Origin of the sequence: Peptoniphilus vaginalis, from assembly GCF_900176605.1 — a bacterium.
GTDB classification, from domain to species: domain Bacteria; phylum Bacillota; class Clostridia; order Tissierellales; family Peptoniphilaceae; genus Peptoniphilus_A; species Peptoniphilus_A vaginalis.
This window is the reverse complement of record NZ_FXLP01000003.1, coordinates 12,848-32,289: the sequence shown is the minus strand read 5'-3', so window position 1 is coordinate 32,289 and position 19,442 is coordinate 12,848. Positions and strand designations below refer to the sequence as shown.

Sequence of the window (19,442 nt, the reverse complement as noted above, 5' to 3'; positions counted from 1 at the left end):
TCTTTAAGTTGGTGATTAAATGGAAATTATAATTATTACTGGAATGAGTGGATCGGGCAAGTCCTATGCTCTTGATGTCTTTGAGGACCTTGGCTACTATGCCATGGATAATCTTGCACCAGCCCTTTTGCCAAAGTTTTGCAACATTGCCCTTGATGCAAAGAGCAAGAATTTTGAAAAGGTAGCTGCTGTTGTAGATATGAGGAGTGGTGAACTCTTCAACGATTTTTATTCTGCCTACGAAGAGTTAAAGGGAATGAATTTAAAAATCAGGCTCTTGTTTCTCTATGCTGATATGGAAACTATTATTGCAAGATACAAGGAACTTAGAAGACCCCACCCTATGAATAGGTCCATTGTTGATGGTTATAATTTTGAAGAAGCAACTCTTTCGAAGATCAAGGAGAGTGCTGACTTTGTAATTGACACTTCAGGACTTTCTACAAAAAATTTGAGGAAGCAACTTATGGCCTTTGTTTCTTATGACGAGAAGGACAATTTTGCCATTGAGGTCACAAGTTTTGGTTTTAAATCTGGCATTTTAAAGGACGCTGACCTTGTCTTTGACGTGAGGTTTTTGCCAAATCCTTTTTATATAAAAGAGCTTAAAGATTTAAATGGAAATACTGAAGAAGTTAAGGACTTTGTTATGAAGTGGGATGTCACAAGAGAATTTATAGATAAGACCATAGACCTCTTGAAGTTTTTGATTCCCAACTATATGGCAGAGCAAAAGAGGGTTCTTACAATTGGGATAGGTTGCACTGGAGGCTTTCACAGGTCTGTTGCCATAGCTGAAGAGATAGGCAGGATCCTCAAGGAAGAGTACAAGTCCACCTATGTAACCCACAGGGATATGGAGAAAAATTTATGGAAAAAAAGATAGCAGTCCTAGGTGGAGGTACAGGCATCTCCACTATTTTGCGTGGACTAAAAGATTTTACTACAAATATTTCTGCTGTTGTCTCTATGTCTGATGATGGTGGGGGAAGTGGAATCTTAAGAGAGGAACTAAATATCCTTCCACCAGGAGATGTGAGAAGGTGCCTCATTGCTCTTTCCAACACTGACAAGACCATGAGGGACTTGTTGAGCTACAGGTTTAAGTCAGGATCCTTAAAAGACCAAAATGTGGGCAATATTTTAATTGCAGCACTCACTGATATTTTTGGGTCCTTTGACAAGGCTCTTCTTGAAATGTCTAGTGTATTTAACGTAACAGGCAAGGTGATACCGGTGACTCTTGATGAAACTCATCTTGTTGCAGAGTTCGAGTCCAAGGATAAGGTTGTGGGAGAGTCCTACATTCCCAAAATGTGCTACAGGCTAAACACAAAAATCAAAAAGATGTCTATGATTCCCCGCTATCCAAGTGCGAATGAAGATGCTCTTGAAGCAATTTTATCATCTGATATCGTTATAATTGGACCGGGATCACTTTACACTTCTATTATCCCGAATTTTTTAGTTGGAGGAATCAATGAAGCTCTAAGAGATACAAATGCCAGGGTTATTTATATTGCCAATGCCATGACCCAAAAGGGAGAAACAAAAAATTATTCCTTGAAGGACCACTTCGAGGCAATTTTAAAACACTCTAGCTACGAATTTATTGATGAAGTCATAGCCAATGACCTTAGGGCAACAGATGAAATTTATCAATACTACTACAACAAGGACGAATCAAGTCCAATCTTTGCCACAGAAGAAGATAAAAAATATTTTAAGGAAAAAAATGTCAAGCTCACAGAGGGCGAGTTCATAGAAATTAAGGACGGCTTTATAAGGCATGACGGCGACAAGATAGGGACCAGCATTTTTAGAAGTCCTTTCTTGTAAAAAAAATTTAAAGATGTTATTATTTATTTGTTATAAAGGAGGATACAATGAGGAAATATAGAAAGACAGAACATATAGAAAATTTTCTTCGCTCAACTTATGTTGGCGACCCACTTTTTTCTGATATCTTTTTGTACAATGACTCTCTCCCAGAGATAAATTATGATGAAATTGATACAAGTCTTAATTTTTTAGATAAGAAAGTAAAATTTCCATTGATGATAAATGCCATGACTGGTGGCTCAAGTCTTTCAGAGGAAATAAATAGATCTCTTGCAAATGTGGCAGTGGAGTACGACCTTCCTATGGCTGTGGGATCACAAACTATTGCCCTAGAAGACGAAGACTCAAGAAAGTCCTTTGAAATTGTAAGGGAAATAATAAAAGATGGAATTGTAATCTCAAACCTATCTGGATTTGCTAGTACTGAAGATGCAAAGTTAGCGGTTGAACTCTTAAGGGCAGATGCAATTCAAATCCACTTAAACCCAGCCCAAGAACTTGTACAAGTCGAAGGGGAGAGAAACTTTCGTGGAATTTTAAATAACATAGAAAAAATTGTAAAGACTTCTGAAGTCCCTGTAATCGTAAAAGAAGTTGGCTTTGGAATGTCACAAAAAACTGTAAAGAAGCTTCACGATGTTGGAGTTAAGTATGTAGATATATCTGGTTACGGTGGCTCAAACTTTTTCGAAATTGAAAACCTAAGAGAACCCAATGCAGATATCTCAGATTTATTTTCTTGGGGAATTCCAACAGCCTTAAGTTTAATTGAAGCAAAGAAACTTGCCTACGATGATATGTTTTTAATAGCATCAGGTGGAATAAAAACTTCTGTGGATCTAATAAAGAGCCTTTGCCTTGGAGCAGATATGACAGCAATTAGTGGCGAAATTCTTTCATACATTATTCGTGGTGGATACGAATACACCTTAAGATACATTGACGGACTAATGGAAAAGACAAAGGCACTTATGATGTTAAATGGAGTAAGAAATATTTCTGAACTTCAAAAAGTTGACTACAAGGTGACTGGAAAGCTAAGAGAATTGTTGGAGGACTAAATGAAATTTATAAAAAAAGAAGAATTTAAAGATTCAAATTGGTCTGCAGGTGTTACAACAGAAGTTTTCATCTATCCAGAAGGAGCAAGTGTTGGCGAAAAGAACTTTGACTTTAGAATTTCAACAGCAACTTGCAAGGACAAGGAATCAGTTTACACACCTTACACAGGTTTTTACAGATACATCACACCAATTGACAATGTAATGGATATTGAAAGTGATGGAAATAAATTTAAATTAAATCCCTTTGAAGTTTTATTTTTTGACGGAGACCACTCCACAAAATCATCAGGCGATGTTAGAGACTTCAACCTAATTTATAAGAAGGGACAAGAAGCCAAGATGTTCTCCTTAAATATAAATAATTTTGACTTTAAGGCAGACAAGAGGGCAGTGATTTTTAATTACGATTCAGAATTAAGGGTCCAAGGCAAAGTCTTTGAAAAATTCTCAGCCATCTACCTAGAAGAAGAGAAAATAAAAATAGAAGGTCAAGGGAAAATAATAATTTGTGAATTTTAAAATTTTATAAAAAAAGAAACTGTGAGCCAATCACAGTTTTTTAGTACCATAAATAGTGTAAGAAAGGAAGTAATTCCTATCTTGCACTATTTTTGTATAATGAAGAAGTAGTATGACGAGGCTGTTTTAGGGTTTAAACATCCGCCATAAAAACTGTCAACTACCTTTTCATTATTCATATTCGGTTAAGCAGGTTGGGCAAAGCGCCCGTGTCACAAGCTAAAATGAGTGTAATGGTGCAGGTAGAAACTACAAAATAAAAAGAAAGAAGGAAAAAATATGATATCTGTAGGAATAGACATATCAAAAGAGAAAATAACAGTTTGTGCATTAGAACAAGGAAGCAAAATAATTTGGAAACCCTTCGATGTTTCTCTAAACAAAACAGAAATAGAAAAATTAATAGAGAAACTAGAAAAATTAAAAGAAGAAATAAAAATAACAATGGAAGCAACAGGAAAATATCATCTACCAATACTTTATGAATTAAAAGATAGAGGCTACTTTGTAACAGTAATAAATCCATTAAAAATGAAACAATTCTGTAGAGCATTAAACTTTAGGAAAGCAAAAAATGACAAGATAGATGCAAAACAAATAGCAGAATATGGACTAATGTATTGGAAAGAATTAGAAGAATACAAAATAGATAAAGAGAACTACAGAGTCCTAAAAGAATTAAACAGAAACTACCAACATTATATGAATCTAAGAATCAATCAAATGAACTACATAGATCAAACAATACATCAAACATTTCCAGGAATAAAAAAACTAATACCACATAATTCAGGAGACTTTTCAAAAGACAAACTATTAGACTTTCTAGAAAAATGGTGGCATAAAGACCTAATAATAGAAAACACAGAAGAAGAATTTGTAGAAGAATACAAAACTTGGGCAAAAGAAAAGAGATACCATCCAAATGTAAACAAAGCAAAAGCCATTTACAAAATAGCAGAAGATAGTATCTCAACACAACCTTCCCATAACTCAAAAATAGAAACGAATATCAGAGAAGGAATAAACCTGATAAAACAAATAAATCAGATTCTAAAAAATATTTTATCACAAATGATAGAAATATCCGAGCCCCTAGAAGAATATCAAGAAGCAAAAAAATTTTCAGGCATATCAGAAAAATTAGCAGTACAAATAGTAGCAGAACTTGGAGACCTAAGAAAATTTAAAAATAAAAAAAGCCTAATATCCTTCATAGGAATAGACGCACCACCATACGAATCAGGAAACTTTAAAGCAGATCAAAGAAAAATAAGCAAAAGAGGAAATGCAATACTAAGAAAAGTAGGCTATCAAGCCATGAAATGTATGATGAGTTCGAAAAATCCAGAAAACGAAATATATAATTACATGATAAAAAAAGAAAAAGAAGGAAAAGCCAAAAAAGTTTGTAAATTTGCAGGATTAAACAAATTCTTAAGAATCTACTATGCAAGAGTTATGGAATCAAAAGCCCAGAAACAAGAATTAAAAGTAGCATAAGATTTAGAATAACACTAAAAAGCAAGCCGATTGATTACACTCGGTTTGTTTGCCATGCGCTAATTTAATTACTCAAACAATCAAATAACCTGAAATTAATTTCAGGTTAAGCTTGACTTTTGTTAGCAGGTTTTAATGCAAATTTTTATTTAGTTTCTCACTAGTAAGTGGTCGCCTACGAGGGCAGTCTTAAAGGTCTTATAAAAGTCTTCATCGAGATAGGTTTCGTATGCCTTGTCATGGAGCTTTTGGCAAATATCTTTCGTAATTTCATATTTTAGTCCAAAGCCAAGAGCTGCTAGAAAGTCCTCTTCATTTAATCCTCTTCCAGCCTTTAACCCTTCTTCAAGATTTTCTAATTCTCTAAACTTTTTGTTGCCTAGATCTGTCATCTTGGAGAAGGATTTGATTAGGTAGACGTAAAAGAAAAGTGAGAGGACTATGCTTGCGATTCCAAAAAATCTTTCGTTGTAAACTGTCACAATCCCTACAAAAAATAAAATTGAATAAACTACAAAGGCTATAAAAATCTTAAATGTATTTTTTTCTCTTGTGTAGAGTTTCTTCTTCATCATTTCATCTTCTAGGAAGTAGATAAAGTCGTTGAACTTCTTGTTGTAGTTATCTGCTTCAGTCCTTCTCAACTTATCCATTTGTCTTGTGGAAATTGAAGATCCACCCTCAAGGGAAAAGAGAGTTTCAAAAAGTTTTTTCTCTCCAAGGCTAAGTCCTGACTCTTTTAAGTTCTTTAATATATATTCAACTTTTTCTTCTCCTCGCTTGTTCTTATAAATATTTTTTTCAATCTCAATATTCCCATGAGCCTTGGCTCTTAGGATCATAGCGATGATGGGGTTGTAGATAAAGTTTGGGCCCTTGTAGAGGTAGGCCTTTTCATAATAATTTAAATCCACATCTTTATCGGTCTCATATGTTTTTTTCTTATTGAGAAGGTAAAACATAAAGAAGGATAGGATAATAATCAAGACATTTATAATAAAAAAGTATGTAGTTGAAAAGTTCATTTTTAATTCCATTTAATCACCTATCTCTATTATATACAAAAATATATTTTTGGGTATAATAAGAATTGGAGGGATAGAATGTACGATATTATAATAATTGGTGGAGGTCCAGCAGGTTTAACTGCAGGTCTTTATGCAGCAAGAAGTAAAAAGAAAACTTTAATCATAGAAAAGGGCATTGAAGGCGGTCAAATCGCCGAAACAACTCAAGTGGAAAACTATCCAGGCATTGATTCCATAGATGGTGTTGAACTTGGCAAGAGAATGGCAAACCAAGCTAAGAAGTTTGGTGCAGAAATCATCATGGACCAAGTTGAAGATATGGAACTTGATGGAGAAGTGAAAAAAATCAAGGGCTATGTTGACTCTTATGAAGCTAAGGCAGTTATCATTGCAACTGGTGCATCTCCAAGAGAGATTGGTGCACCTGGAGAAAAGGAATACAAGGGACGTGGCGTAAGCTATTGTTCAACTTGTGACGCAGCTTTCTATGAAGATGAAGTTGTCTATGTAGTTGGTGGCGGCGACTCTGCTGTTCAAGAAGCACTTTTCATCACAAACTTTGCAAAGAAGGTTTACATCATCCACAGAAGAGATGAGCTTAGGGCTTCAAAGGTTCTTCAAGAGCAAGCCTTTAACAACGACAAAATTGATTTTATCTGGAACACAACTGTTAAGGAAATAAAGGGCGATAAGATTGTAAATGAAATGATTCTTAAAGATACAAAAACAGGTGAAGAGAGATCAATTAAGTCTGACGAACCTTTTGGAATTTTTGTCTTCATTGGTTATATCCCAAGTACAGAAATGTTCAAGGGCAAGGTAGAATTAACAGATGATGGCTACATTAAGACTGATGATGAAATGAGGACTAATGTACCAGGGGTTTTTGCAGCTGGAGACATTAGGAAGAAGACTGTTCGTCAAGTTGTAAACGCAGCAGGCGATGGTGCAGTTGCAGCTATGAATGCTCAAAAATATATTGACGAAGCTGAAGGAAATCTTTACGAAGGTTTTAAAGAAAATTAAAAATTGTTATGCAATAAAAAAGCATTGGTTGAGTTCAGAGTTCAATCAATGCTTTTATTTTTATGAAATTTTATTTTCTTGAATCCAGTCAACCTTTATTGTGTAGCCAATAATTAATATGACCCCAATAAGCCAGGAGATTGGGTAAAGTCTGTAGACATTTTCTATAGTGTGATAATGTGGGATGACAAACTTCGCTGCCATTATCCTAAATAAACAAAGTGACAACAAAAGAATTATCATTGGTGGAATAGTTTTTCCAGTTCCCCTCACTGTACCTGCAAGTGAGTGCAAGATGGCAAGCAAGAAGTAGAAGGGACATAAGAATCTACTTGCAAGGACTCCGGCCTCGATTACTCTTGCATCCTTGGTGAAGAGACCAATTAGTTTTGGCGAAAAATGGAAAAGGAGACTGCCACTTATGAGAGTATAAAGGACCGTCATTATGAGAGTGGTCCACATGCCCTTCTTGATCCTTTCCATTTGTCCTGCCCCATAATTTTGACCGACAAAAGTTGTAATTGCCATGCTAAGACTTAATACAGGCAAGATGTTAAAGCCGTCGATTTTTATAAAGGCACCAAAACCTGCCATGGGTAGGGCACCAAAGACATTGACAGAGGACTGCATAATCACGTTGGAAAGAGAAATAACTGTGTTTTGAATAGCAGTTGGGATTCCAACTTTTAAAATCCTAAGAGCCATGTCCTTGTGAATTTTTAATTTTGAAAGACGGACCTTGTAAATTTCTGGCACCCTAATTAAAAATATGAGGGCAAGTAGGGCTGAAAGGGCCTGACTAATATTTGTTGCAATAGCGGCCCCTTCAACTCCAAGTCCGAAGCTTTTAATAAATAAAAAGTCCAAGATAACATTAGTAGCAGAAGCAATGCCAAGATACAAGAGGGACCTCTTTGAATTTCCCACAGCATTTAAGATGCCTGCTTCCATATTGTAAATAATATTAAAGACAAGACCAAAGGAAAAAATTCTAAGATAAGTAATGGACTCTTCCATAACTTCTGCTGGTGTATCCATTTGCTTCAAGAGCCAAGGAGCGAATGCATATCCCATAAGAGAAATTAAAAGTCCAAGAAGAAGAGCTATGGAAAGAGAAGTGTGGACGGCAAGTTTCATTTCCTTTTGATTGGCTCCACCCATAGATTGAGAAACTAAAATTCCACAACCCACAGCAATCCCTTGACTAAAAGAAATCAAGAGATTAATAAGAGGAGTGCTTGACCCAACTGCTGCCAAGGCATACCTTCCGAGGTAATTGCCAACGATCATAGAGTCGATGGTGTTGTAGGTTTGTTGGAGAATATTTCCAAGAATTAAGGGAAGGGAGAAGAACAAGATTGTCTTCCAAATAGATCCCGAAGTCATTAAATTTTTTTCAACATTTGATATTGATTTGTTTTTCAATTTTATATCATCCCAAATAAATTTCTTTGTAGTTATAAGTTTATTAATAAGTAATATTGTACTTTAAATAGAGAGAAATTACAAAATTGGATTAAAGGGAATAAAAGAATTATACTTTTATAAGTAATATTTATAATCAAAATATAAAATATTTGCTTATGAAGAAAAATAAAATTTTTATCAATTGTGTCAAAATTTTTACACTTGATATATTAACTGTAAGTATTATAATAGATTGTGAACTTTTTAACTAAGATGGGATTGTATGAACAGAACTTTAAATTTATGTGAACAATTTTATAAGTCAAAGGAGATTTCTTTTGAAGATTTTTCTTACCTAATGAGGCTAAGGGGTGAGGAGGCTGAGGTCCTTCATGTCTTTGCAAGAAATTTGGCGGTAAAAAATTTTGGAAATGAAATTTACATAAGGGGACTAATAGAAATTTCCACCTACTGCAAAAATAATTGCTACTATTGTGGGCTTAGGTTGGCAAATAAAAATGCCAAGAGGGTTAGGCTTAGCAAAGAAGAAATTTTAGAGCTTGCAGGTCACTCTGTGGACTTGGGAATAAAGACTATTGTCATGCAGGGTGGCGAAGATGACTTTTATAGTCTTGAATACTTGAAGGAAATTATTGGCGAAATTAAAGAAAAATTTCCTGATGTTGCCATTACACTTTCTCTTGGTGAAAGAGATTTTAAGGATTTTGAAGTTCTTAAAAATATGGGGGCTGACAGGTATCTCTTGCGTCATGAAACTTATTCAAAGTCCCACTATGAAAGGCTTCACCCAAACTCTATGAAGTTTCAACACAGGATAGATTCAATCTTCAAATTAAAGGCTCTGGGTTTTCAAACTGGCTGTGGCATGATGGTGGGCTCTCCCTATCAAAAGCTTGAAAATTTATATGAAGATTTAAAATTTATCGTAAAGTTAAAGCCTGAGATGGTGGGGATTGGGCCCTTCATACCCCAGCATGACACACCCTTTAGGGACTTTCCTAGAGGCAAGTTAGATGATGTCCTTAATATTTTATCTATTGTAAGGATTGCAGATGAGAAACTTCTCTTGCCATCGACAACTGCCCTTGGCAGCATTGATGACTTTGGACGAGAGAAGGGTATCTTAGCGGGGGCCAATGTTTTGATGCCCAATGTTGGAGCAGAAAAACTGAGGAAAAATTATAAGCTTTACGATAATAAAATTGGTACAGAAGTTAAAAATTCTGATGACTTTATGGGCCTAGAAGAAAAGCTAAGGAAGATTGGATATAAGATCTCCAGATCAAGAGGAGATTATAAGTAAGGATAAAGGAAGAAGGAAGACAGTGTATAAGGTAGATTCAAAAATTGCAGAAGAATTTATAAACCATCAAGAGATTCTCGATACTCTTGACTATGCAGAAAAAAATAAAAATAACAAGGACTTGTTAGATGAGGTTCTTGAAAAGGCGAAGAAGGAAAAGGGACTAAGCCACAGGGAGGCTGCCCTAATTTTATTAGCTGAAGACAAGCACTACCAAGATGAAATTTATAAGCTTGCTAAGAAGATAAAGGAAGACCACTACGGTAATAGGATTGTTTTATTTGCACCTCTTTATCTTTCAAACTACTGCATAAATGGTTGCGTTTATTGCCCTTACCATGCAAAGAACAAATCCATAAGAAGGAAAAAATTAACTCAAGAAGAAATTAGGAATGAAGTAATTGCCCTTCAAGATATGGGTCACAAGAGACTTGCTCTTGAACTTGGAGAAGACCCTGTAATCAATACAATGGAGTATATCTTAGAATCCATAAAGACAATTTATTCTATTAAGCATAAAAATGGACAAATAAGAAGGGTCAACATTAATATTGCTGCAACAACAGTTGAAAATTATAAAAAATTAAAGGATGCAGAAATTGGAACCTACATCCTCTTCCAAGAAACCTACAACAAGAAGTCTTATGAAGAACTTCACCCAACAGGACCAAAGCACAATTATGCCTACCACACTGAAGCTATGGATAGGGCAATGGAAGCAGGCATCGATGACGTTGGTGTTGGAGTTTTGTTTGGACTTGAAACTTATAAGTACGAGTTAGTTGGTCTTTTAATGCACGCAGAACACCTAGAGGCAAGATTTGGGGTTGGACCTCACACTATTTCTGTTCCTAGGATCCAACCTGCTGATGACATTGACCCAGGCGACTTTAAAAACGAACTTGCTGATGACATTTTTGAAAAACTTATTGCCCTAATTAGGGTTTCTGTGCCTTACACTGGCATGATTATTTCAACAAGAGAGTCACAAAGGGTTAGAGAACGTGCCCTTGAACTTGGGGTAAGTCAAATCTCTGGTGGATCAAGAACATCTGTAGGTGGTTACGTTGAAGAAGAAAAGAAAGAAGACAACTCTGCACAATTTGACGTTGCAGATCACAGGACCCTTGAAGAAGTTATAGACTGGCTAATAGAACTAGGATACATTCCAAGTTTTTGCACAGCATGTTATAGGGCGGGAAGGACTGGCGACAGGTTCATGCAACTTTGCAAGTCAGGACAAATTTTAAATTGTTGTCAACCAAATGCCCTTATGACTTTGAAGGAATATATGTTAGATTATGGAAACGAAAAGACGAGAGAACTTAGCGAAGACTTAATCGCAAAGGAACTTGAAAAAATTCCTAATGAAGTTGTGAAGAAGAAGGCTAAAGAATATATTTATGAAATGGAAAGAGTTGGAAAGAGAGATTTTAGATTTTAATGGAACTTAACAAAACAAATTCTGGGAACAGGATACACATTGGATTTTTTGGCAAGGTAAATTCGGGCAAGAGCTCAATAATAAATGAATTTTCAGGTCGAGATATCTCTATCGTTTCAAACCAAGAGGGTACAACAACAGATCCAGTTTACAAGTCCATGGAGATAAAAAGCTTGGGACCCTGTCTTCTAATGGATACGCCGGGCATAGGCGACGAAACAGCCCTTGGACAAAAGAGGATGAAGAGGACCGATGAAGTAATTTCAAAAACTGACATAGGAGTTCTAGTTGTATCAGATACCCAAACAGAAGCTGAAAGGGAAATGTTAAAAAAATTTAAGGACACTCCCATTCTTGTTTTAATAAATAAAATTGACATCTTGTCAGAAGATGAAATAAAAAAAATAAGAGAGGACTTCTCATCTTATAAGACAATAGAAGTTTCTGCTGTTAAAAAAATTGGTTTTGATAAACTCTTAGAAGAACTTTTGAAGTTCACGCCAAAGAAAGAAGAAAGACTTTTTGATGGAATGGTGAAAGAAAAAGACCTAATTTTATTAGTAATCCCACAGGATATTGCCGCACCAAAAAATAGGCTTATCCTTCCACAAGTTCAAGCAATTCGTGAACTCCTTGATAGGAATGCTCTAGTTTCTATGGTGAAGCTAGAAGAACTTACAGACATCCTAGGACTTTTAAATAAAAAACCAGACCTAATAGTTGCAGACTCATCTGTCTTCTTAGAAGTTTATGAAAAAATACCAAGAGATGTAAAGTTGACTTCCTTTTCAGTCCTATTTGCAAAACTAAAGGGAGATATTGACGAATATGTTAGGGGAGTGGAGGCCCTTAAAAAGATAAATGAAAACTCAAAAATTTTAATAGCAGAGTGTTGCACCCATGCCCCAGCAGAAGAAGACATTGGAAGGATAAAAATTCCAAATATGATAAGGAAAAAAGTTGGTCAAGGTCTGCAAGTTGACGTGACCTCAGGCTCAGTCTTCCCAGAAAATATTTCTGACTACGACCTCATAATCCAATGCGGCGGCTGCATGCTAAACGCAAAAAACATTAGAAGTAGAATCGAAAACGCAAAAGGAAAAAGAATCCCAATAACAAACTACGGAATAGTAATAGCATATTTCAAAGGGATACTTGATAAAATAAATTATTGAAAAATTGAATATGAATTATAAAAGAGCTGTGTCACCACAGCTTTTTTTATTTGATGTTATAAGATAAGCTATCGAAAAATATAATTTAATGAGTTATAATATAAATAGAGTCAACAGTCTATTTATGATTCTTTCTTAATAAGGGCTTAAAAATTTTAAGTACCGTCTAAAACTTTTCTTGAATTTATAAATCCAAATCATTGAAATAGGGAATTAATGTGTTAAAATTTTATTAAAGACAATTATGTATTTTATCGATAGGAGTAAAATATGATAAATAAATTTTTGTGGGCGAAGAAAGAGAAGAAGAGGGGACTTTTTAAATGGCTATCCTTGAGACAGCACTTAGAGGATACAAAAAATGTAATGAATGGACTTTGGGAACACTTTTTAAGTGCAGGTCAAAAAAAATTTATCGTAGACTCCATGATTTTTGAAAATAATGGAAAGAGTGGAGAGGAAATCGCGAAAAACCTTTCTATTTTTTTGGCCATAACTCATGATATAGGAAAGTGTACTCCGGCTTTTCAAACTATGGAAGGTTACTCTAACCCTAGAGACCTTGATGATTATTTAGTCGAAAGATTGGAGTCAAGTGGATTTTATGATTTAAAAAACTTTGATAGGGTTACTGCGAATAAGAGTCACCATGCTTTAGCTGGTCAGTCTATCCTTTCCTGGTTTGGAGTAAAAGACGATGTAGGATCAATTATAGGCGGACATCACGGGAAACCAATTGATAGCAAAGGACTTATTGAGGTTCAAAAGAACTCCTACGGTGCAAATTACTTTCAAGTTGAAAATCAAGATAATAGTGCACATAAAAAATGGAAAGAAGAGCAGAAAAAAATTTTTGATTGGGCAATGGAAGAGGCTGAGTTTTTTTCTATTGAAGAGATTCCAAAAATCTCTCAAGAGGGGGCATTTATATTATCTGGACTATTGATAATGGCAGATTGGATTGCAAGTAATGAAGAATATTTTCCATTAATAGGTATTGAGGCTTTAGAAATAGAAGACCAGATATGTAGATTCAAAGAAGCTTGGTTTAAGTGGTACAAAAACGATTGCATAGAAATAAATAATCTCGGTGGAATAAATGATGTTTTTAATAATAGGTTTGGATTTGACTCCCCTAATGAGATTCAAAAAGGTCTTGTAGAAGCTGTGGAGGAAGCTCAAGAACCTGGGATTATTATATTAGAAGCTCCAATGGGAATTGGAAAAACTGAAGCAGCTTTGGTAGCAACAGAAGAATTAATTTATAAAACCAATAGGAGTGGTTTATTCTTCGGACTACCAACACAAGCAACTTCTAATGGAATGTTTTCTAGGGTAGAGAACTGGTTAGAAAATTTATCAAGAGAATTATCGACAAGCACTAGTATTAGATTAGTTCACAGCAAAGCTGCCTTGAATGAAGATTTTACAAGTTTGGCAAAAAATATTGACCTAGATAACAATGAGGGTAGCGTAATTACTAATGAATGGTTTTCTGGTAGAAAGCAAACTGTACTAGATGATTTTATTGTTGGAACAGTTGATCAATTTTTACTCACAACCTTAAAGCAAAAACATTTGGCCTTGAGACATCTTGGGTTTACAAAAAAAGTTGTAGTTATAGATGAAGTACACGCTTATGACATTTATATGATGCAATATTTAAATCAGGCTTTGAGATGGATGGGAGCCTATAAAGTACCAGTTATAATTTTATCGGCAACACTTCCTATAAATAGGAGAATGGAATTAATTGAAAATTATATGAGAGGAAGAGGATTAAAATGGAAAAAATTAAAAAAACCAGATGAAGTTATCTCTGCAGTATATCCTCTTATTTCTTATACAGATGGGGATGAAATAAAATTTAAAAATGATTTTATTTTAAGTGCAGATAAGGAAGTAAAAGTTATAAGAGAAGATAAGAAAAATTTAATAGATTTAATTTCTAAACTTTATGAAAATGAGGGAATAATAGGAATTATTTTAAACACTGTAAGGGATTCTCAAGACTTAGCAAAAGAGTGTCAAGAGAAATTTGGTGCAGATGCAATAGAACTTCTCCATTCAAATTTTATTGCAACAGATAGGGTTCAAAGAGAAAATCTGCTACTGAGCTTAGTATCAAAAAATACAGATAGACCAAAAAGGAAAATTATTATAGGGACGCAAGTTATAGAACAAAGCTTGGACTTAGATTTTGATGTGATGATTAGTGAGCTTTGTCCTATTGATCTTTTAATTCAAAGGATTGGTAGGCTCCAAAGACATGAAATTGATAGGGCCGATTGTTATGAGATTCCGACCATTTATGTAGTTGGGACAAATGATGAATTTAAGTATGAAGAAAAGGCTAAAGCAATTTATGATGAATATATACTTATGAGGAGTCAATATTTTCTACCAGATCGAATAAAGATACCTGAAGACATTCCGACTTTAGTTAACAAAGTTTATGAAGATAAAGATATAGAAATTAACTTAAACGATGAATTGCTAAGTCTTATGAAAGAAAGTTGTAAAAAGAGAAAGGCGGAATTAAGTAATAAAGAGCAAAGAGCAAAAACCTTTAGACTAGATAAACCTGATACAACTTTTAAAAAGACTCTAATTGGTTTGCTTGATACACCAGTTCCTATAGATACAGAAGAAATTGGTTATGCGAGAGTAAGGGATATTGAGGATACTATCGAAGTTATAGCGTTAAAAAAACTTCCGGAAGGATATGGAAGTTTTGCAGATTGTATTGATTTATCAAAGGATATAGATAATCCAAGTACAGCAAAAATTATTGCTAGAGAAACTCTTAGGCTCCCTCTAGTTTTAAGTAGGTATCCAAAAGCTTTTGAACAAACTATAAAAGAACTTGAAGATTACAATAAGAAATATTTACTAAATTGGCAAAGACAAACCTGGCTAAGGGGTTCCTTGGGAATTATTTTTGATGAAGATAATACATTTGTATTAAATGGTTACAAGTTAATTTATGATAATAAATTTGGTTTGCTTTATGAAAGGATGTGAAATTTTGGGAAAATATAATTTACTTAATGAAACGTGGATACCTGTTATTGAAGGTCATACTATGGAAAATAAAAAGATTTCCCTAATTGAAATTTTTGAAAATGCAGAAAAATTTAAGGATTTAGCTGGAGATACTAAGACACAAGATTTTGCCATAACTAGACTTTTGCTGGCAGTCCTTCAAACAGTCTTTTCAAGATTTGACTATGAAGGGAATCCTCATCCAGGGATTGACCTAGATGAAAAATTTAGACAGGTTGAAGATATTGATGAAGATGATGTAGAAGAATACACAGAGAGTCTAGAGAGGACATGGAAGAATCTCTGGGAAAGTAAAAAGTTTCCCGCAATTGTTAGAGAGTATTTGAGAATTTGGGAGGATCGTTTTTATTTTCTTGATGACAAGTATCCATTTTATCAAGTTAGAAAAGAAGATATTGAAGAGGAAAATATTAATAAGGAAAATCCAAGTTCAGTAAGTGGCAAAAATATTAATAGGATGATTTCCGAAAGTGGAAATAAGGTAGCTCTCTTCTCTCCAAAGTATGACAAAGTAAAAAATAAGGAGATATTAAAAGAAGACGAAGCTCTGAGATGGCTTTTAACTTTCCAATCTTACTCGGGTTTATCAGATAAGGTAATCTTTGGAAAAGAAAAATATAAAATACCAAATTCAAAAGGTTGGCTTTTTGATATTGGAGGGATTTACTTATCAGGTAACAATCTGTATGACACCTTATTACTAAACTTGATTTTACCAAATCCAAATGAAGAATATATTGGAAAAGTCGAAAGACCTTGCTGGGAGTTTTATAGTTCCGAAATAATATCAAATTACTTATCATACAGAAATCCTGATAACCTTTCAGAACTTTACACCAACTGGTCCAGAGCAATATTTATTGATAGTGAAAGAGATTTTAATGATGCTTTTAATTTTGAAATTGTAAAAATACCTGAAATTAATCACTTAGATGCATTTTTAGAACCTATGACTTTGTGGAGAATAGATTCGAATGGTCCGAAAAAAGATAAGTTTAAGCCAAGAAAACATAATTCAGGTGAAGCTCTGTGGAGATCATTTGGAATAATTACAAATATTAGTGAAGATAATAAGGAAGTTAAGGGTCCGGGAATAATTGAATTTAACTATAAGCTAAAAAAAGAAGTTGGAGATTATAATCTAAATATTAAATCTGTAAGTATGAAAGATGACGGAAATGCAACTTCTTGGGTTCCAGTTGATGAAATCTACGATTCATTAGCTATTAATGAAGAGGTTTTAACAGATGATAATAAAGAAGGCTGGATTCCAATAATAGATTCTGAAGTTAATCTCGCAAAGAAAGTTGTTGGGGGAATTTATGGATACTTCATTTCTGATTTAATGACTATTAGGAATGACAAGAGTAAGGTTTTTAAAAATCAAAAAGTTGAAGAACTTTACTATAAGTTGAACGAGCCTTTTAAAGATTGGATTGCAAGTATAAAAAAAGAAGACGAGAAAAATAATAAAGTTAGAGAATGGAGAATAACTTTTAAGTCTCTCGCACAAAGAGAAGCAAGAGAAGTTCTATCTCAAGCAAACACAAGAGATTATAGAGGAATCGAAAAGGATGGCAAAATCATGAATATTGCCACAATATATAATAAGTATATTAATATTTTAAATAAAACTTTGTAATAGGAGGAGAAAATGGCAAAAGAAAACAGTAGGATTTTCAGTGTCGAGTCAGTTACAAGAAATATTATAAATGAAATTGACTCAGACAATAACTCTACAAAAGGAAGAGCAATTATGGCTAGTATTAGAAATTCGGTAAACAGACCCCTTACAGAATCCACTGATCTATTAGCCCTTCTTTTTAGATATATGCCCGAAGACTTTTTAAGTAATGATGGAAAAATATCTGATGAAGAAGAAGCAATAGTAACAACAATTCAGCTTTATGCAATTCATCAACAGTCTAAAATGGAAAGTGTACTTCTAAAAGAAGATAGCGAAAAGTGGAAAAATCTTGGATATTCGCTTAGTTTTTTAAGAAAAGATGGAGATTCCACAGCTTCAGGTAGAAGATTTAACACCATGATAACTTCAGCAACCTTCCAAGAACTTTCTCATCATTTGAGACAAATGATAAAACTATTAAAGTCAAAAACTGATGCAAAGGTAGATTATCCAAGACTCTCTAGAGATTTGTATAGGTATTTAAGAGGTTACGGGGAAGAAGTTAAATTTTCTTGGGCAAGCAGATATTATTTTTTGAAAAATGAAAATGAAGGAGAAAAGTAAAATGAAAAATATAATTTATTTAGATGTAAACGCAATACAAACTTTACCGCCATCAAATATTAATAGAGATGATACAGGAAGTCCAAAAACAGCTCAATATGGAGGTGTAAGGAGAGCAAGAGTAAGCTCTCAAAGCTGGAAAAGGGCAATAAGATCATACTTTTTAGAAATGTCTGAAAGTAGTAATGTCGGTATTCGAAGTTACAAAATTCCAGAGTATATTGCTTTAAAAATTAGAAAAATAGATGGAAATATTCCTAAAGAAGATGCTATAAAAATGGCTGATGACCTTCTAAATACAGGAGGAATTAAAACAAAAGACAATAAAACTACAGCTCTATTCTTTATGGGTAATAATCAAGCAGAAAAATTAGCTAGGGCTGCTATAGATGGTGTAAAGGATAAGAGCCTTATAAAAGAAATACTTAAAGATGATCCAGCTGTTGATATTGCTCTTTTTGGAAGAATGGTTGCAGATGATCCGTCATTAAATGAAGATGCATCATGTCAAGTTGCTCATGCAATCTCTACCCATTCAGTTGAAACTGAATTTGACTTTTTCACTGCTGTAGATGACTTGCAAGAAGAAGATAATGCTGGTGCAGGAATGCTTGGTACGATTGAGTATAATTCATCAACTTTATATAGATATGCTAATATAGCTGTTCATGAATTTTACAAACAACTATCAGATAAAGAAGAAACAATTAATGCAATAAAATTATTTGTAGAAGCCTTTTCAAAGTCATTGCCAACAGGAAAGGTTAACACATTCGCAAACACAACTATTCCATCTTTTATTATGGTTAGTTTAAGAAAAGACCGACCAGTTAACCTAGTAAGTGCCTTTGAAAATCCTGTAAAAGCATATAAAAATCAAGGTTTTATTGACGAATCTGTAAATAAGCTTCTATTAGAATATAAAAAAGCAGAAAAATTTGTAGAAGAACCTATAGCCACATTTTGCTTATCTCTAAATGATTTTGAATTTTTAGATGGAATGAAAAAGGAAGAAAATCTCAAAGAACTATTAAAGGATATAGGAGATAAACTTGGAGAAATAATACCTGACGAATTGGGTGAGTAAATTGAAAAGTATCTTATTAAAATTTCATGGACCTCTGCAATCATGGGGGACAAATTCCCATTTTGAAACGAGGCATACAGACGACTACCCATCAAAAAGTGGAGTTCTTGGTATGTTAGCAGCTTCTCTCGGCTACAAACGTCATGAAATTAAAGAATTAAATAAATTAAGAGAAATAAATTTTGCGACTAGGGTTGATCAAGTAGGTGTTCTATTAAGAGACTACCAAATAGCAAAAAAATACAAGAAAAATGGTCAACTTGAAAGAAATTATGTGACAAATAGATATTATTTAGCAGATGCTATTTTTTTAGTTGTCTTAAGTCACAAAGATAATGAATTTATTGATGAAATTTATCAAGCATTAAAGAGACCTTATTTCCAAAATTTTCTTGGAAGAAGATCTTGTCCTGTAAATTACGATTTTATTATGGGCTGTTTTGATGACGATCCCATTGAACTTTTAAAAAAGACAGAATGGCAAGCGAATAAATTTTACAGACAGAATAAGAGTAATAGGTTGAAAATTTATGGAGACTCAAAAATTATAAAAGGGGGAAATGAAAAACTCAGAAAAGATGATGCGGTTTCATTTTCTCAAAAGGAGAGAAAGTTCAATTATAGGGGTGAATCCATTATTTATGTGGAAATTGACAGAAATATTGGAGAAACTAATCATGATGCCTTTGGAGCGGTGGGAGGTTAA

Annotated in this window: 16 protein-coding genes; 14 read left to right on the top strand and 2 right to left on the bottom strand. The window is 34.0% G+C overall.

All coding sequences use genetic code 11. From position 1 onward, the window contains the following. The first annotated feature begins 19 nt into the window (after window positions 1-19). The 5 genes from rapZ (at window position 20) to CAN42_RS00860 (ending at window position 4,928) form a co-directional block, all read left to right on the top strand. Window positions 20-886: an RNase adapter RapZ gene (rapZ, locus tag CAN42_RS00880; RefSeq protein WP_085875147.1), complete on the top strand. Its 867-nt coding sequence runs from the start codon at window positions 20-22 to the stop codon at window positions 884-886. After that, window positions 871-1,839 (top strand): gluconeogenesis factor YvcK family protein, encoded by a 969-nt coding sequence (locus CAN42_RS00875; protein WP_085875146.1) that lies wholly within the window; start codon window positions 871-873, stop codon window positions 1,837-1,839. The genes rapZ and CAN42_RS00875 overlap by 16 nt, the downstream gene beginning before the upstream one ends. A 47-nt stretch (window positions 1,840-1,886) precedes the next feature. Further along, entirely contained in the window at window positions 1,887-2,903 is a 1,017-nt protein-coding gene (fni, locus tag CAN42_RS00870) for a type 2 isopentenyl-diphosphate Delta-isomerase (protein ID WP_085875145.1), read from the top strand. After that, on the top strand, window positions 2,904-3,425 hold the full coding sequence (locus CAN42_RS00865; protein ID WP_062571632.1) for a HutD family protein: 522 nt from the start codon (window positions 2,904-2,906) through the stop codon (window positions 3,423-3,425). A gap of 279 nt (window positions 3,426-3,704) precedes the next feature. After that, window positions 3,705-4,928 carry an IS110 family RNA-guided transposase gene (locus tag CAN42_RS00860; protein ID WP_085875082.1) on the top strand — a complete coding sequence of 408 codons (1,224 nt, stop codon included), beginning with the start codon at window positions 3,705-3,707 and terminating at the stop codon, window positions 4,926-4,928. A gap of 149 nt (window positions 4,929-5,077) precedes the next feature. Here the strand turns inward: CAN42_RS00860 and CAN42_RS00855 are convergent, their stop codons facing one another. Then, window positions 5,078-5,965: a DUF2207 family protein gene (locus CAN42_RS00855; protein WP_085875144.1), complete on the bottom strand. Its 888-nt coding sequence runs from the start codon at window positions 5,963-5,965 to the stop codon at window positions 5,078-5,080. Window positions 5,966-6,031: 66 nt separating this feature from the next. Here CAN42_RS00855 and trxB point away from each other — a divergent pair, with 66 nt between their 5' ends. Next, window positions 6,032-6,982: a thioredoxin-disulfide reductase gene (trxB, locus tag CAN42_RS00850; RefSeq protein ID WP_085875143.1), complete on the top strand. Its 951-nt coding sequence runs from the start codon at window positions 6,032-6,034 to the stop codon at window positions 6,980-6,982. Window positions 6,983-7,042: 60 nt separating this feature from the next. Here the strand turns inward: trxB and CAN42_RS00845 are convergent, their stop codons facing one another. Then, window positions 7,043-8,407: an MATE family efflux transporter gene (locus CAN42_RS00845; RefSeq protein WP_085875142.1), complete on the bottom strand. Its 1,365-nt coding sequence runs from the start codon at window positions 8,405-8,407 to the stop codon at window positions 7,043-7,045. A gap of 265 nt (window positions 8,408-8,672) precedes the next feature. Between CAN42_RS00845 and hydE the strand changes: the two genes are divergently transcribed. The 8 genes from hydE (at window position 8,673) to cas5e (ending at window position 19,442) form a co-directional block, all read left to right on the top strand. Beyond that, on the top strand, window positions 8,673-9,713 hold the full coding sequence (gene hydE, locus CAN42_RS00840; RefSeq protein ID WP_085875141.1) for a [FeFe] hydrogenase H-cluster radical SAM maturase HydE: 1,041 nt from the start codon (window positions 8,673-8,675) through the stop codon (window positions 9,711-9,713). 22 nt (window positions 9,714-9,735) lie between these two features. Further along, window positions 9,736-11,157 carry a [FeFe] hydrogenase H-cluster radical SAM maturase HydG gene (hydG, locus tag CAN42_RS00835; RefSeq protein ID WP_085875232.1) on the top strand — a complete coding sequence of 474 codons (1,422 nt, stop codon included), beginning with the start codon at window positions 9,736-9,738 and terminating at the stop codon, window positions 11,155-11,157. Then, window positions 11,157-12,332, top strand: coding sequence for a [FeFe] hydrogenase H-cluster maturation GTPase HydF (gene hydF, locus CAN42_RS00830; protein WP_085875140.1), 1,176 nt, complete (start codon window positions 11,157-11,159; stop codon window positions 12,330-12,332). Before hydG ends, hydF begins: the two co-directional genes overlap by 1 nt. A 270-nt stretch (window positions 12,333-12,602) precedes the next feature. Further along, window positions 12,603-15,356 (top strand): CRISPR-associated helicase/endonuclease Cas3, encoded by a 2,754-nt coding sequence (locus CAN42_RS00825; protein WP_085875139.1) that lies wholly within the window; start codon window positions 12,603-12,605, stop codon window positions 15,354-15,356. Between the two features lie 4 nt (window positions 15,357-15,360). Next, window positions 15,361-17,040, top strand: coding sequence for a type I-E CRISPR-associated protein Cse1/CasA (locus tag CAN42_RS00820; protein WP_085875138.1), 1,680 nt, complete (start codon window positions 15,361-15,363; stop codon window positions 17,038-17,040). A gap of 12 nt (window positions 17,041-17,052) precedes the next feature. Continuing rightward, window positions 17,053-17,649, top strand: coding sequence for a type I-E CRISPR-associated protein Cse2/CasB (gene casB, locus CAN42_RS00815; protein ID WP_085875137.1), 597 nt, complete (start codon window positions 17,053-17,055; stop codon window positions 17,647-17,649). Between the two features lies 1 nt (window position 17,650). Beyond that, window positions 17,651-18,736, top strand: coding sequence for a type I-E CRISPR-associated protein Cas7/Cse4/CasC (cas7e, locus tag CAN42_RS00810; RefSeq protein ID WP_085875136.1), 1,086 nt, complete (start codon window positions 17,651-17,653; stop codon window positions 18,734-18,736). Continuing rightward, entirely contained in the window at window positions 18,729-19,442 is a 714-nt protein-coding gene (gene cas5e, locus CAN42_RS00805) for a type I-E CRISPR-associated protein Cas5/CasD (RefSeq protein ID WP_245149821.1), read from the top strand. Before cas7e ends, cas5e begins: the two co-directional genes overlap by 8 nt.

Excerpts from the sequence above, each read along its gene's own strand:
- rapZ (WP_085875147.1), top strand. The coding sequence starts at position 20 with ATGGAAATTATAATTATTACTGGAATGAGTGGATCGGGCAAGTCCTAT.
- CAN42_RS00875 (WP_085875146.1), top strand. The coding sequence starts at position 871 with ATGGAAAAAAAGATAGCAGTCCTAGGTGGAGGTACAGGCATCTCCACT.
- fni (WP_085875145.1), top strand. The coding sequence starts at position 1,887 with ATGAGGAAATATAGAAAGACAGAACATATAGAAAATTTTCTTCGCTCA.
- CAN42_RS00865 (WP_062571632.1), top strand. The coding sequence starts at position 2,904 with ATGAAATTTATAAAAAAAGAAGAATTTAAAGATTCAAATTGGTCTGCA.
- CAN42_RS00860 (WP_085875082.1), top strand. The coding sequence starts at position 3,705 with ATGATATCTGTAGGAATAGACATATCAAAAGAGAAAATAACAGTTTGT.
- CAN42_RS00855 (WP_085875144.1), bottom strand. The coding sequence starts at position 5,965 with ATGGAATTAAAAATGAACTTTTCAACTACATACTTTTTTATTATAAAT.
- trxB (WP_085875143.1), top strand. The coding sequence starts at position 6,032 with ATGTACGATATTATAATAATTGGTGGAGGTCCAGCAGGTTTAACTGCA.
- hydE (WP_085875141.1), top strand. The coding sequence starts at position 8,673 with ATGAACAGAACTTTAAATTTATGTGAACAATTTTATAAGTCAAAGGAG.
- hydF (WP_085875140.1), top strand. The coding sequence starts at position 11,157 with ATGGAACTTAACAAAACAAATTCTGGGAACAGGATACACATTGGATTT.
- CAN42_RS00825 (WP_085875139.1), top strand. The coding sequence starts at position 12,603 with ATGATAAATAAATTTTTGTGGGCGAAGAAAGAGAAGAAGAGGGGACTT.
- casB (WP_085875137.1), top strand. The coding sequence starts at position 17,053 with ATGGCAAAAGAAAACAGTAGGATTTTCAGTGTCGAGTCAGTTACAAGA.
- cas7e (WP_085875136.1), top strand. The coding sequence starts at position 17,651 with ATGAAAAATATAATTTATTTAGATGTAAACGCAATACAAACTTTACCG.